Annotated in this window: 12 protein-coding genes; 3 read left to right on the top strand and 9 right to left on the bottom strand. The window is 63.8% G+C overall.

The annotated features are described in order from the left end of the window. Positions 1-103: 103 nt before the first annotated feature. Together EJA05_RS04935 and EJA05_RS04930 are read right to left on the bottom strand one after the other, a co-directional pair. Positions 104-1,453 (bottom strand): tryptophan--tRNA ligase, encoded by a 1,350-nt coding sequence (locus EJA05_RS04935; protein WP_125857528.1) that lies wholly within the window; start codon positions 1,451-1,453, stop codon positions 104-106. Between the two features lie 24 nt (positions 1,454-1,477). Next, positions 1,478-2,113 carry an alpha/beta hydrolase gene (locus EJA05_RS04930; protein WP_125462708.1) on the bottom strand — a complete coding sequence of 212 codons (636 nt, stop codon included), beginning with the start codon at positions 2,111-2,113 and terminating at the stop codon, positions 1,478-1,480. 135 nt (positions 2,114-2,248) lie between these two features. Between EJA05_RS04930 and EJA05_RS04925 the strand changes: the two genes are divergently transcribed. Beyond that, a complete protein-coding gene (locus EJA05_RS04925) occupies positions 2,249-2,686 on the top strand; it encodes a YhcB family protein (protein WP_110991640.1) in 438 nt (145 codons plus the stop codon). Between the two features lie 142 nt (positions 2,687-2,828). Here the strand turns inward: EJA05_RS04925 and mdeB are convergent, their stop codons facing one another. Together mdeB and EJA05_RS04915 are read right to left on the bottom strand one after the other, a co-directional pair. Continuing rightward, positions 2,829-5,519: an alpha-ketoglutarate dehydrogenase gene (mdeB, locus tag EJA05_RS04920; RefSeq protein WP_125857527.1), complete on the bottom strand. Its 2,691-nt coding sequence runs from the start codon at positions 5,517-5,519 to the stop codon at positions 2,829-2,831. Between the two features lie 24 nt (positions 5,520-5,543). Beyond that, positions 5,544-6,740: a methionine gamma-lyase gene (locus EJA05_RS04915; protein ID WP_110991642.1), complete on the bottom strand. Its 1,197-nt coding sequence runs from the start codon at positions 6,738-6,740 to the stop codon at positions 5,544-5,546. Between the two features lie 127 nt (positions 6,741-6,867). On the opposite strand from EJA05_RS04915, the gene EJA05_RS04910 reads away from it, so the two are divergent. Beyond that, entirely contained in the window at positions 6,868-7,347 is a 480-nt protein-coding gene (locus EJA05_RS04910; protein WP_125857526.1) for an Lrp/AsnC family transcriptional regulator, read from the top strand. 191 nt (positions 7,348-7,538) lie between these two features. Here EJA05_RS04910 and cysN read toward each other — a convergent pair whose 3' ends face one another. The 4 genes from cysN to EJA05_RS04890 all read right to left on the bottom strand — a co-directional run bounded on the left by cysN (position 7,539) and on the right by EJA05_RS04890 (position 11,824). After that, positions 7,539-9,440, bottom strand: coding sequence for a sulfate adenylyltransferase subunit CysN (cysN, locus tag EJA05_RS04905; protein ID WP_125462691.1), 1,902 nt, complete (start codon positions 9,438-9,440; stop codon positions 7,539-7,541). Positions 9,441-9,493: 53 nt separating this feature from the next. Continuing rightward, positions 9,494-9,835, bottom strand: a complete 342-nt coding sequence (locus tag EJA05_RS04900) for a four helix bundle protein (RefSeq protein WP_125857525.1) — start codon at positions 9,833-9,835, stop codon at positions 9,494-9,496. A gap of 99 nt (positions 9,836-9,934) precedes the next feature. Then, complete coding sequence (gene cysD, locus EJA05_RS04895) at positions 9,935-10,852, bottom strand: sulfate adenylyltransferase subunit CysD (protein ID WP_110991645.1); 918 nt, start codon at positions 10,850-10,852, stop codon at positions 9,935-9,937. A 213-nt stretch (positions 10,853-11,065) separates the two neighbouring features. Next, positions 11,066-11,824 carry a Nif3-like dinuclear metal center hexameric protein gene (locus EJA05_RS04890; RefSeq protein WP_125857524.1) on the bottom strand — a complete coding sequence of 253 codons (759 nt, stop codon included), beginning with the start codon at positions 11,822-11,824 and terminating at the stop codon, positions 11,066-11,068. A gap of 302 nt (positions 11,825-12,126) precedes the next feature. On the opposite strand from EJA05_RS04890, the gene algW reads away from it, so the two are divergent. Further along, positions 12,127-13,287, top strand: coding sequence for a Do family serine endopeptidase AlgW (gene algW, locus EJA05_RS04885; RefSeq protein ID WP_125462690.1), 1,161 nt, complete (start codon positions 12,127-12,129; stop codon positions 13,285-13,287). Positions 13,288-13,410: 123 nt separating this feature from the next. On the opposite strand, the gene EJA05_RS04880 is transcribed toward algW, so the two are convergent. Beyond that, complete coding sequence (locus EJA05_RS04880; protein WP_125462688.1) at positions 13,411-14,175, bottom strand: amino acid ABC transporter ATP-binding protein; 765 nt, start codon at positions 14,173-14,175, stop codon at positions 13,411-13,413. Positions 14,176-14,178 lie beyond the last annotated feature (3 nt).

Here is a 14,178-nt window from a genome sequence, read left to right as displayed (position 1 = left end):
CAACCTCGTGGGAGCGGGCTTGCCCCGCGATAGCGTCGGAAAACTAAGCATCGTTGCATGCTCCAACGCAGATCGCGGGGCAAGCCCGCTCCCACGAAAGCCCTTACTCCTGGGCGGGTTGCAGCGCTTCGCGCAGGCTCTGGACCGCCGCGTCACGGGCCTCGGCGCTGTCGAACTGCGGCCCCTCGGCCACCTGCTCGCCTTCCAGCCACAGGCTGAAGCTCAAGCCCTCGACCCGCACATCGGCCTCGCCACCTTGCTGCAGCTGCTTGCTTACCGCACCTGCGCTCTTGCCATCGGCAAAGCGACGCGACAGCAGCAGTTGCTCGCCATCGGCGGCCAGCAAGCGGAAGCGGAAGCTGCCGTCTTCGTCACGGAAGCTGACGAAACGCGCGCTCTTGGCGGCCTTTTTCTTCACTTCGGTGTTGGTCTGCACGCTGGTACGGAACGAACGCAAGCCCACCGCCTCGCGCAGCTGCTCGAGGAACGGCGTGGCGCTCTTGCGCGCCTTGGCGGCACCGGCCAGCAGGATGTCTTCCAGGTCCGACGGGCGCGAGATCAACTGATGATAGTGATCACGCTTCTCGGCCAGCTGGCCGTCAAGCAGCTGGAACAGGCGCTGCTTGGCCTCGCCCCAGCCCAGGCCCTGGAGCAGCTCTTCGCGGAACTCGGCGCATTGCGCCGGCGTCGAGAAGGCCTGGAACAGGGTGAACAGGTGCGAATTGTCCGGGTCTTTGGCTTCGCCCGGGGCGCGCGAGTCGGTGACGATGCGCGAGATCGCGTCCTTCATGTCCTTGGCGCTGGTGAACAGCGGGATGGTGTTGTCGTAGCTCTTGGACATCTTGCGCCCGTCCAGGCCCGGCAAGGTGGCCACGCTTTCCTCGATCACCGCCTCCGGCAAGGCGAAGAAGTCCTTGCCCTGGCCGAACAGGTGGTTGAAGCGCTGGCCGATGTCGCGGGCCATCTCCACGTGCTGGATCTGGTCGCGGCCGACCGGCACCTTGTGCGCGTTGAACATCAGGATGTCGGCAGCCATCAGCACCGGGTAGCTGAACAGCCCCATGGTCACGCCGGCGTCCGGGTCTTCACCGTTTTCGACGTTCTTGTCCACCGACGCCTTGTAGGCGTGGGCGCGGTTGAGCAGGCCCTTGGCGGCAACGCAGGTCAGCAGCCAGGTCAGTTCGGGGATCTCGGGGATGTCGGACTGACGGTAGAAAGTCACCTTGTCCGGGTCCAGGCCGCCGGCCAGCCAGGTGGCGGCGATCTCCAGGCGCGAACGCTGGATGCGCAGCGGGTCGTCGCACTTGATCAGGGCGTGGTAGTCGGCCAGGAAATAGAACGAGTCGGCACCGGGCTGCTGGCTGGCGAGGATAGCCGGGCGGATGGCGCCGGCGTAGTTGCCCAGGTGCGGGGTGCCGGTGGTGGTGATACCGGTGAGGATGCGCGTAGTCATGGGTGTTCGCTTGTTCAGGCTTGCTCAGTTCGAAAGGCGCGGCAGCAGCAGATCCTTCAGATCGGTCAGCTTGCCATGGAAGAAGTGTCCGCATTCTGCCACTTTCAGCAGCTCATGGGGGCGCGACAGGGCGGCGGACCAATCGTAAACCAGCTGCGGCTCGACCACTTCGTCGGTGTCCGGCTGCACGACCGTCAGTGTGACCCGCTCAGGCATCGGGAACTGCTCGCTCAGGCGCATCACCGCCGGGGCGATCATGAACAGCTGCTGCAACGCGATGCCGTCGGCTTCCAGGCGCCCGGCCAGACTGGCGGCGACGAAGCCACCGAAGGAGAAGCCCATCAGCACCAACGGCAGTTGCGGGTGCTGCTCGCGCAGCCAGGCCGCGGCAGCCTGGGCGTCGGCCACTTCACCGGCCCCCATGTCATGGCTGCCGGCGCTCTGGCCGACACCGCGGTAGTTGAAGCGCAGGGTGACGTAGCCGGCGTCCCGGGCAGTACGTTGCAGAGTCGAGACCACCTTGTTGAGCATGGTGCCGCCCTGGACCGGGTTGGGGTGGCAGATCAGCACCGCGCCACGGGCCTCGGCCACGTCCAGGTACAAGGCTTCCAACTGGCCGCACGGGCCATCGATGAACAAGGGTGTTTCGCGGATAAGCAAGGCACTACTCCGTGACCTCGGGGAGGGTCGACTCGTCTAGCAAAGGAATTCTGTTCTGATTTGCGATTGCTCGCGGTATACAGCGCAGGTCTGAGCCGTTAACGTAAAGCAAAGCCGTTTATAGAGGAAGGACTCGTGGAACACTCGCTCCTTGTTTGGTTGCTGCCGACCCTGGCCCTGGTCATCGGTGTCGTTGCAGGTTTCGCGCTGGCCCGCCTGCTGCCCAATGCGGCGCCCAGCAATACTCAACGCCAACTGGATGACATCCAGCAGCGTTTCGACACCTATCAGAACGAAGTGGTCACCCACTTCAACAGCACCGCCTCGCTGGTGCAGAAGCTCACGCAAAGCTACCAGGACGTGCAGGACCACCTGGCCGACGGCGCCAATCGCCTGGCACTCGACGAGCTGACCCGCCAGCGCCTGCTGGCCGCCCTGCATTCGGAAGCGGCGCAAGCACCACGTGACCGCCTCACGCCACCGAAAGACACCGCCGAAGTGCCGCGTGACTATGCGCCCAAGGCACCTAACTCGCCGGGCATGCTGGATGAGAGCTACGGCCTCAAGCGTTGATCGGATGACATGAAGAAGGCCTCGAAAGAGGCCTTTTTTGTGGGAGTCGCGCTCACCATCGCGGGGCAAGCCCGCTCCCACGCCGACAGGGCATGGCGTGGGAGCGGGCTTGCCCCGCGATCTGGCCAGCACCGGCAATACATCAGCGGTACCAGGCTGCCTCATCATCCACGATCGCGTACCGCGCCCTGGCCTGCCCCAACACTTCTCTTGGCAACCGCCCCTGCCGCACCAGCCCATACAACGCCGCCATCACCACCGCAAACCGATCCACCTCGAAGAACCGCCGCAGGTGCTGACGGTTATCGCTGCGGCCGAAGCCATCGGTGCCCAGGGTGATGTAAGGCGCATCGACATACTCGGCGATCAACTGCGGCCAGGCGCGTACATAGTCACTGGCGGCAATCACCGGCGCATCGCCTTCGAGGCAGCGCCGCACATGGCTGCCCTCCTCATCTCCAGCTATCGCCGCCCGACGCTGATCCCTGGCCTCCCGGGCCAGCTCACTGAAGCTGGTGACACTGAACACCTCGCTGTCGACCTGCCATTCGGTCGCCAGCAGTTCACTGGCTTTGATCACCTCACGCAGGATCGCCCCCGAACCCAGCAGCCGCACCTGGGCTCGCGGCTTCACTGATTGCTGCCGTGCGTGCAGGTACATGCCGCGCAACACATCGCCGTGCACGCCAGGCGGTAGCGATGGCTGTGGATAGTTTTCGTTCATGACCGCCACGTAATGGAACTCATCGCATTGTTCCACCAGCATGCGCCGTGCGGCATGGTCGAGGATCACCGCCAGCTCCCCGGCGAAGCACGGATCCCAGGCCCGGCAGTTGGGCACCATCGAAGCCATGACCAGGCTCGAGCCATCCTGGTGTTGCAACCCCTCGCCGCCGAGCGTGGTGCGCCCGGCAGTGGCGCCCAGCAACAGGCCACGGGCGCGCTGGTCGGCGGCGGCCCAGATCAGGTCGCCGACACGCTGGAAACCGAACATCGAGTAATAGATGTACACCGGCAACATCGGCTCGCCGTGCACCGCATACGAAGTGGCGGCCGCGACCCAGGACGAAATCGCCCCGGCTTCGGTAATGCCCTCCTCCAGCAACTGCCCGTCGCGCGCCTCCTTGTACGTCAGCAGCGAACCGGCATCCTCAGGCTCGTAGCACTGCCCCGCCGGTGAGTAGATACCAATCTGGCGGAACAGGCTGGCCATGCCGAAGGTTCGCGCCTCATCGGCGACGATCGGCACCACACGCGGCCCCAGCCCCGGCGCCTTGAGCCAGTGGCCGAGCAGGCGCACGGCGGCCATGGTGGTGGACATTTCCTTGCCGTCGGCCTGCAGGGCGAAACCTGCGAAGGCATCGAGCGCCGGCAGTGGCAGCGTGGCACAGTCGCTGCGGCGCATCGGCAGAGGGCCGCCAAGAGCTGCCCGGCGCTGGCGCAGGTAGACCATCTCCGGGCTGTCCTCGGCGGGGCGATAGAAGCGCAGTTGCTCCACCGCATCGTCCGACAGTGGCAGGTGGAAACGATCGCGGAATGCCAACAGCGCCTGCACATCCAGCTTCTTGGCCTGGTGCGCAGTCATCCGTGACTCACCGGCGCTGCTCATGCCGTAGCCCTTCTTGGTCTTGGCCAGGATCACCGTCGGTCGGCCCTTGCACGCCTTGGCGGCGGCATAGGCCGCGTGCAGCTTGCGAAAGTCATGGCCGCCGCGCTTGAGGGCGTTGATCTGCTCGCTGCTCATATGCGCCACCAGGCGCTGCAAGGCCGGGTCCTGGTTGAAGAAATGCTCGAGGTTGTAGCTGCCATCCTTGGCGCCCAGGTTCTGGAACTGGCCATCGGGTGTTGCCGCCAGCTGGCGCAGCAACGCGTGCTCGTGGTCGCGGGCGAACAGCGCGTCCCACTCCGAGCCCCACAGCACCTTGATCACATTCCAGCCGGCACCGCTGAACAGCGCTTCCAGCTCCTGGACGATCTGGCCGTTGCCACGCACCGGGCCATCCAGGCGCTGCAGGTTGCAGTTGACGATGAAGGTCAGGTTGTCCAGCTCTTCACGGGCAGCCAAGGTCAGGCCGGCGATGGACTCCGGCTCGTCCATCTCGCCGTCACCGAACACGCCCCACACATGCCGCGCCGAGGTGTCCAGCAGGCCACGATGCTGCAGGTAGCGCATGAAGCGCGCCTGGTAGATCGCACTGAGCGGGCCGATGCCCATGGAGCCGGTGGGGAATTGCCAGAAGTCGGGCATCAGCCAGGGGTGTGGATAAGAGCACAGGCCATTGCCCGCGACCTCCTGGCGGTAGTTGGCCAGTTGCTGTTCGCTCAAACGCCCCTCGAGAAACGCCCGGGCATAAATGCCCGGCGCCGAGTGCGGCTGGAAGAACACCAGGTCGCCCGTGCGCCCCTCGCCGCCGCTTTCGCCGCGGAAGAAGTGCTGGAAACCGACCTCGAAGATCTCCGCCGCCGAGGCGTAGCTGGCGATATGCCCGCCCAGTTCGCCATAGGCATGGTTGGCCCGCACCACCATGGCCAGGGCGTTCCAGCGCAGGATAGCGGTGATCCGCTCGTCCAGCTCCAGGTCGCCGGGGTAGGCCCCCTGCTGCTCCACCGGCAAGGTATTGCGGTAGGCGGAAAACGCCTGGGCCTCGCGCTCAAGGCCCAGCTCCAGGGCATGGGCCTGCAGGCGCTGCAGCAGGTAGCGCGCCCGCGCCGGGCCGCAATGGGCCAGGCTGGATTCCAGGGCCTGGCACCATTCGGCGGTTTCCGCCGGGTCGCTGTCCAACGCAGCATCGTGGGCCGTAAACGGCGCGTTCGGGTTCATCATCGCTACCATCGCGCAAGCCTCTTCCGTGGCAGTTCAGGCACAGGCCTTCAGGGCCTGGTCGATATCGGCCAGCAAGTCGTCGATGTCTTCGAGCCCCACCGACAACCGCACCAGCCCCTCGGAAATACCATGGTGCGCCCGCTCCTCGGGGGTGTAGCTGGAGTGGGTCATGCTCGCCGGGTGCTGGGCCAGCGACTCGGCGTCACCCAGGCTCACCGCCCGGCTGAACAGCTGCAATGCATTCATGAATCGGCGCCCGGCCTCGATGCCACCCTTGAGCTCGAAGGCGATCATCCCACCCGGCAGGCGCATCTGCCGTTGCGCCAATGCGTACTGAGGGAACGACGGCAGGCCTGGGTAATGAATCAGCTCGACCTGTGGCTGGCGGGCAAGGTGCTCGGCCAACCGCTGGGCATTGGCGCAATGGCGGTCCAGGCGCAGGGCCAGGGTCTTCATGCCACGCATCAGCAGCGAAGCGTCATGGGGCGACAGCACCGCGCCGGTCATGTCCTTGAGCCCTTGCAGGCGAATGCGGTCGACCAAGGCCTTGCGCCCGACCACCAGGCCGGCGGTGATGTCGCCGTGGCCGGACAGGTATTTGGTCGCCGAGTGCACCACTAGGTCAGCGCCCAGTTCCAGAGGGCGCTGCAGATAAGGGGTGCAGTAAGTATTGTCGACCACGATGCTGATGTCGTGGCCACGCACGGCCTCGGCCACGGCGGCGATATCCACCAACTGCATGTTGGGGTTGGCCGGGGTCTCGAAGTAGATCATCCGGGTTTTCGCGGTGATCGCGGCTTTTAGCGCCTGCGGGTCGTTGAGGTCGACATGCTGGATCTTCACACCGAACTCACCGATGCCGTGGTGCAAGTAGGCAAAGGTGCAGCCATACAGGGTGCGGCCGACGATCAGTTCATCCCCCGGGCGTAGCAAGGTCCACAAGGTGGAGGTGATGGCGCCCATGCCCGAAGCCAGCGCCAGCCCGGCCTCGCCGCCTTCGAGCGACGCCATGCGCTGCTCCAGCAAGGCCAGTGTCGGGTTGGAGATTCGGCTGTAGAAGTGCCCACCCTCTTCGCCGGCAAAGCAGGCAGCACCGTATTCGACGGTCGGAAAAGCGAAGGTGGCGGTCTGGTAGACCGGCGGCACCAGGGCGCCGCCATGGGACAGCGGATCGTAGCCGTAGTGGATCGCTCGCGTGGAAAAACCGGTGTTGTTATTGGAGTCGCGCATGGCAACAGCCTCGTGTGGTTTGTTATAAGCTTATGCCACCGAGCTGCTGCAATTTTTCCAAAGTTGCCCACGCAATCGGGCCAGTATTGGAATAAAAACAATAAATGGTTAACCAGGAGGGCAAATCATGCCTTCGACCCTCGACCGCACCGACCGCGCCCTGCTCTCCGCCCTGCAGGATAACGCGCGCCTGACCGTCTCCGAACTTGCCGACCAGGTCGCCCTGACCACTTCGCCGTGCTGGCGGCGGGTCAAGTTGCTGGAGGACAACGGCTACATCACCGGCTACCAGGCCATTCTGTCGCCCAAATCGCTGGGTTTTGGGGTCACCGCCTTCGTCAGCATCATGATGGACTCGCACACCAAGGAGATCGCCCTGGCGTTCGAGAGGCGGCTGATGGAAATCCCCGAGATCGTCGCCTGCCACAACATTTCCGGGCGCTATGACTTCTTGCTGGAGATCCTGGCGCGCGATCTGGAGTCGTTCGGCGAATTCACCCGGGAGGTGCTGCAGCGGTTGCCAGGGGTGAAAGAGATCTATTCGAGTTTTTCGTACAAGGCGGTGAAGGAGCGCAGAGTCATCCCCGTTACGGAAAAGCATATCTAGAGCGTGGGAGCGGGCTTGCCCCGCGATAAAGCCAGCCCAGGCAACCGCTTCGCATGGCATGGACTTCGTCCATGATCGCGGGGCAAGCCCGCTCCCACAGGACCGCGCCGAACTCAAAACCCGCTCCCACAGGCACACCGTCCACAAAAGAAAAAACCCGCCGAAGCGGGTTTTTCATGCACGACGACGGATCAGATCGCCCCACGCTGACGCAGCACATCCAGCACCAGCTTCACGCCTTCATCGACACTGACCGACTGGGTGTCGATCACCAGGTCCGCATCCAGCGGCACGTCGTACGGGAAGCTCTCGCCCGGGATGTTGTCGCCACCGGCGGCATACAGGCCCTGCGGGTCACGCTCGCGGCAGGCCAGCGGCGAGGCCTGGACGTAGACGGTCACCAGGCGCTCCTTGCCGATCAGCGCCTTGGCCTGTTCGCGGCCTTCGGCGTCCGGGGCAACGAAGGCGGCCAGGGTCAGCAGGCCGGCTTCGTTGAACTGGCGCGCCACATGGGCGGCGCGGCGCCAGTTCTCGGTGCGGCCGGCGCGGTCTTGCGGCAGGCCCTTGTTCAGGTCGTGACGCAGGTTCTGGCCATCGAGCACGTAGACAGCACGACCCATGTCGAACAGCTTGCGCTCCACCGCATAGGCCAGGGTGCTCTTGCCGGCGCCGGAGAGGCCGCTGAACAGCACGGTGGCCGGCTGCTGGCCAAAGCGTAGGGCGCGCTCTTCGGTGGCCACGTGGGCCAGCTTGCCATGCTGGCCGGCGCTGCCGTGGGGCAGTACCGGCGGCGCGATGATCATGCCGGCGCCGACGGTGCCGTTGGTCAGGCGGTCGATGACGATGAACGCACCAGTGGTGCGGTTGCTGTCATAACCATCCAGGGCGATGGCGCTGTCCAGGGCGACCTTGACGCGACCGATCTCGTTCAGCTGCAGCGCGCTGGCGGCGCCCTGCTCGAGGGTGTTCACATCGACCTTGTGGGTGATGCTGGCAATCGAGCCCGGCACGTAGCTGGTGGCGCGCTTGATGTCGTATTTCTTGCCCGGGAGCATCGGCTCCTCGGCCATCCACACCAGCATGGCGTCGAACTGGTCGGTCACCTGCGGCACGTTGTCGGCATGCACCAGCAGGTCGCCACGGGAGATGTCGATCTCGTCTTCCATGGTCAAGGTCACTGCCTGGCCAGGGCCGGCGTTCTCCAGCTCACCTTCGAAGGTGACGATGGACTTGACCCGGCTGCTCTTGCCCGACGGCAGCACGACGATCTCGTCGCCCTTGTGCACCACGCCACCGGCGATGGTGCCGGCAAAGCCGCGGAAGTTCAGGTTCGGGCGGTTGACGTACTGCACCGGGAAGCGCAGGTCGGTGACATTGCGGTCGGCGGCGATCTCGACGGACTCGAGGATTTCCATCAGCACCGGGCCGGTGTACCACGGCGATTGCTCGCTGCGGTTGACCACGTTGTCGCCCTTGAGCGCCGACATCGGCACGAAGTGCAGGCTCGATGGCTTGAGGTTGATGCTCTCGGCGAACTTCAGGTAGTCGGCCTTGATCGACTCGAAGACCTGCTCGTCGAAGCCCTTGAGGTCCATCTTGTTGACCGCGACGACGATGTGCTTGATGCCCAGCAACGAGGCGATGTAGCTGTGCCGGCGGGTCTGGGTCTGCACGCCGTAGCGGGCATCGACCAGGATGATCGCCAGGTCGCAGGTCGAGGCGCCGGTGGCCATGTTGCGGGTGTACTGCTCGTGGCCCGGGGTGTCGGCGATGATGAACTTGCGCTTGGCGGTGGAGAAGTAGCGGTAGGCGACATCGATGGTGATGCCCTGCTCGCGCTCGGCCTGCAGGCCATCCACCAGCAGCGCCAGGTCGACTTCCTCGCCGGTGGTGCCGGATTTCTTCGAGTCGCGGGTGATGGCCTCGAGGTGGTCCTCGTAGATCATCTTGGAGTCGTGCAGCAGGCGCCCGATCAGGGTGCTCTTGCCGTCGTCCACGTTGCCGCAGGTGAGGAAGCGCAGCAGCTCTTTACGCTCATGCTGGGCCAGGTAGGCGAGGATGTCCTCGCTGATCAGATCAGATTGGTGACTCATTGCATTCAAGCTCCAAGCTGTAAGCTTCAAGCAGCAAGCTTGTCGGCGTACAGCTAGTTAGAAATTTTGTTGATCAACCCTGCAAGCATCCTGGAGAGCTCACGGGTTTCATTAATCCAGTCGTTAGCCGATTCAGCAGGCACGTATCCAATTTCACCAGCGATGATCAATTGCGTACGCAATTGCGCACAGGATGCTTTTGCTACGTTTAGGAACCAGACCTTTTCTCGACATGACTGCCGCTCCATGCCCTCCGCAATGTTGGAAGGTACCGAGACTGCAGAACGCGTGATTTGAGACTTGAACGCAAAGTCTCGGCAATCGGCAAAAGCCTGATACATCCCAACCGCAAGATCCTTGCTTCTCTGCCAAACCATCAACTTCTCAAAATCCACTGCGAGCGCTCCCGGCCCGCAGAGCAGGCGACAAACCACAAATTTCAGAAGCTACGCGTTCTGCTTCTGTCTTGCAGCTTGCCGCTTGTAACTTGAAGCTTAGAAATAGCCTTGGCGTTTTTTGTCTTCCATCGAGCCTGCACCATCGTGGTCGATGACGCGGCCCTGGCGCTCGGACGTGCGGGTCAGGAGCATCTCCTGAATGATGTCCGTCAGGGTCTCGGCTTCGGACTCGACCGCACCCGTCAACGGGTAGCAGCCCAGGGTACGGAAACGCACTTTCTTCTTGACGATGCGCGCCTTCTCTTCCTCGGAGAGGTGCTCGAGGATGCGTTCGTCGTCGATCATGATCAGGGTGCCGTTCTTCTCGATCACTTCACGCTCGGCGGCGAAGTACAGCGGCACGATCGGGATGCCTTCGAGGTAGATGTACTGCCAGATGTCCAGCTCGGTCCAGTTGGACAGCGGGAACACACGGATCGACTCGCCCTTGTTGACCTTGCCGTTGTAGATGTTCCACAGCTCCGGGCGCTGGTTCTTCGGGTCCCAGCGGTGCTTGCTGTCGCGGAACGAATACACGCGCTCTTTCGCGCGAGACTTCTCTTCGTCGCGGCGCGCGCCACCGAAGGCGGCGTCGAAACCATGCTTGTCCAGCGCCTGTTTCAGGCCCTGGGTCTTCATGATGTCGGTGTGCTTGGAGCTGCCATGGGTGAACGGGTTGATGCCCTGCGCCACACCCTCGGGGTTGACGTGGGTGATCAGCTCCAGGCCCATCTCCTCGACCATCTTGTCGCGGAAGCTGTACATCTCCTGGAACTTCCACTGGGTGTCGACGTGCATCACCGGGAACGGCAGCTTGCCCGGGAAGAAGGCCTTGCGCGCCAGGTGCAGCATGACCGCGGAATCCTTGCCGATCGAGTACAGCATCACCGGGTTGTCGAACTCGGCGGCCACCTCGCGGATGATGTGGATGCTCTCCGCCTCCAGCTGTTTCAAGTGCGTCAGATTGTCGACCATGGCTACTCACGAAAAACGATCTTATGGACGGCCTGCGGGCCGTGTTCGAGCGAGCCACTTTATCACAGCACCTGATTCTATTTAGGAGGCCGCCTAGATCGAAACAATCTAACGATATGACTGGGGGTTTGGGCCAAAAAGCATCGCGGGGCAAGCCCGCTCCCACGCCGTCTTTTGCTGGCGTGGGAGCGGGCTTGCCCCGCGAAAGGACCATCAGATCGGATTCGGGCAATCGATGAACAGGTGCTCGACCGCAAACCGCCGGGCCAGGTAATCACCCAATGCCTGCACGCCATAGCGCTCGGTGGCATGGTGCCCGGCGGCGATGAAACTGATGCCGTTCTCCCGTGCACTGTGGAAGGTCTGCTCGGACGCCTCGCCGCTGAGGAACAGGTCCACCCCCGCCGCGATGGCGGTATCGATGTAGCCCTGACCGCCGCCGGTGCACCAGCCGACCCGGCGGATCATCTGCTCACCCTCGATCACCAGCGGCTCACGGCCCATGACCTCCTGCACCCGACGGGCGAAATCACGCGCCGACACAGGCTCGGCCAACGAGCCGACCAGGCCCACCACCTTGGGGTTGTTCGGGTCCAGCGGGCCTTCGACGGTGATGTCCAGCTGGCGCGCCAACTGCACGTTGTTGCCTACTTCGGGGTGCAGGTCCAGCGGCAGGTGGTAGGCCAGCAGGCTGATGTCGTGCTTGAGCAAGGTCTTCAGGCGGCGCTGCTTCATGCCGGTGATGCAAGGGTTTTCACCTTTCCAGAAGTAACCGTGGTGGACCAGCACCAGGTCGGCCTCGGCCTCGACGGCGGCATCGAGCAGTGCCTGGCTGGCGGTGACCCCCGTAACGATGCGGCTGACCTGCGGACGGCCCTCGACCTGCAGGCCGTTGGGGCAGTAATCCTGAATTTTTGCACTGGCCAGGTAGCGCTCGGCTTCCTCGACCAGGGTATTGAGGGCGACGGCCATGAAAAATCTCCTCGAAATCGACATTGCACCAGGGTACGAAGCCCTATAATGGCCGCCATTATGGGCCGTTGCCGGCGCAGGGGAAACCGGCGACAAGTGCTTGGGGGCAAGCCTGCGGTGCTGCCCTTCGCGGGTAAACCCGCTCCCACAGGGTTGGTGTGATCTCTGTGGAAGCGGGTTTACCCGCGAAGCAGTCACTGCGGTTTCAACCGTGCCGATCGACTTGTTCACGTGTATGATCGCGCGCGCTCGCACCCTGGGCCGCACCGATGTGGCCCCCGCCCTACTCCCAGGATTGATTCATGCTCAAGGCTCTGCGTTATTTCGGCTGGCCCCTGCTCACCGGCGTATTGATCGCCTTGCTGGTTATCCAGCGTTTCCCGCAATGGGTCGGCCTGCCCAGCCAGGACGTCAACCTGCAGCAGGCCCCGCAGACTACCCGGATCATGCAGGGCCCGGTCTCCTATGCCGATGCCGTGACCCTGGCCGCCCCGGCGGTGGTCAACCTGTACACCACCAAGGTGGTCAACAAGAGCGCCCACCCGCTGTTCGAAGACCCGCAGTTCCGGCGCTTCTTCGGCGACAACCTGCCCAAGCAGCGGCGCTGGGAGTCGAGCCTGGGTTCGGCGGTGATCATGAGCCCCGAGGGCTACCTGCTGACCAACAACCACGTCACCAGTGGTGCCGACCAGATCGTCGTGGCGCTCAAGGATGGCCGCGAAACCCTGGCCCGGGTCATCGGCAGTGACCCGGAAACCGACCTCGCGGTACTGAAGATCGACCTCAAGAACCTGCCGGCGATCACCATCGGCCGTTCGGACAACATCCACATCGGCGACGTCACCCTGGCCATCGGCAACCCCTTCGGCGTCGGTCAGACCGTGACCATGGGCATCATCAGCGCCACCGGCCGCAACCAGCTGGGCCTGAACAACTACGAAGACTTCATCCAGACCGACGCGGCGATCAACCCGGGCAACTCTGGCGGCGCGCTGGTCGATGCCAACGGCAACCTGGTGGGCATCAACACGGCAATTTTCTCCAAGTCCGGCGGCTCGCAAGGCATCGGCTTCGCCATTCCGGTCAAGCTGGCGCTGGAGGTGATGAAATCGATCGTCGAGCACGGCCAGGTGATCCGTGGCTGGCTGGGCATCGAAGTGCAGCCGCTGAGCCAGGAGCTGGCCGAGTCGTTCGGCATGCAGGGGCGCCCGGGCATTGTCGTGGCGGGGATTTTCCGCGATGGCCCGGCGGCACGTGCGGGGCTGCAGTTGGGGGATGTGATCCTCAGCATCAACGGCGAGCCGGCCGGCGATGGCCGCAAGTCGATGAACCAGGTGGCGCGAATCAAGCCTACCGAGAAGATCACCATCGAAGTGGTGCGCAATGGTCAGCAACTGAAGCTGATCGCCGAGGTGGGGCTGCGGCCACCACCGGCGCCGGTGGCCGCAAAAGAAGAGAACTGAGTTCGCTCGACGGGGGCTGCTGCGCAGCCCTTTCGCCGGCAAGCCGGCTCCCACAGCGTTGAGGTTGGTTCCCTGTGGGAGCCGGCTTGCCGGCGAAAGGGCCGCGAAGCGGCCCCAACTGCATCAATGCAGGATCTGGCTCAAGAACAACTTGGTCCGGTCACTGCGCGGCCGGTCGAAGAACTCGTCCGGCGCCGCCTGCTCGACGATCTCGCCCTTGTCCATGAAGATCACCCGGTTCGCCACGGTGCGGGCAAAGCCCATCTCGTGGGTCACGCAGAGCATGGTCATGCCGTCCTCGGCCAGGCTGACCATGGTGTCGAGCACTTCTTTCACCATCTCCGGGTCCAGCGCCGATGTCGGTTCGTCGAACAGCATGATCTTCGGCTTCATGCACAGCGCCCGGGCAATCGCCACGCGCTGCTGCTGACCACCGGACAACTGCCCCGGATACTTGTGCGCCTGCTCTGGAATACGCACGCGCTCCAGGTAGTGCATGGCGATTTCCTCGGCCTTGCGCCGCGGCATCTTGCGTACCCACATGGGCGCCAGGGTGCAGTTCTCGAGGATGCTCAGGTGCGGGAACAGGTTGAAGTGCTGGAACACCATGCCCACCTCGCGGCGGATCGCCTCGATCTGCTTGAGGTCGTTGGTCAGCTCCACACCGTCGACGACAATGCGCCCCTGCTGGTGCTCTTCCAGGCGGTTGAGGCAGCGGATGGTGGTCGACTTGCCCGAGCCGGACGGCCCGCACAACACGATGCGCTCACCCTGGCGCACGTTCAGGTTGATGTCCTTGAGCACATGGAACTGGCCGTACCACTTGTTCACGCCCTGCATCTGGATGATGCCTTCGGGGCCGGCAGGCTGCTTGATCGCTTCACTCATTTT

The organism is Pseudomonas oryziphila, from assembly GCF_003940825.1.
Classification (GTDB): Bacteria; Pseudomonadota; Gammaproteobacteria; order Pseudomonadales; family Pseudomonadaceae; genus Aquipseudomonas; species Aquipseudomonas sichuanensis.
The sequence above is the reverse complement of the archived record's forward strand: the minus strand, read 5'-3'. Positions and strand labels throughout refer to the sequence as shown.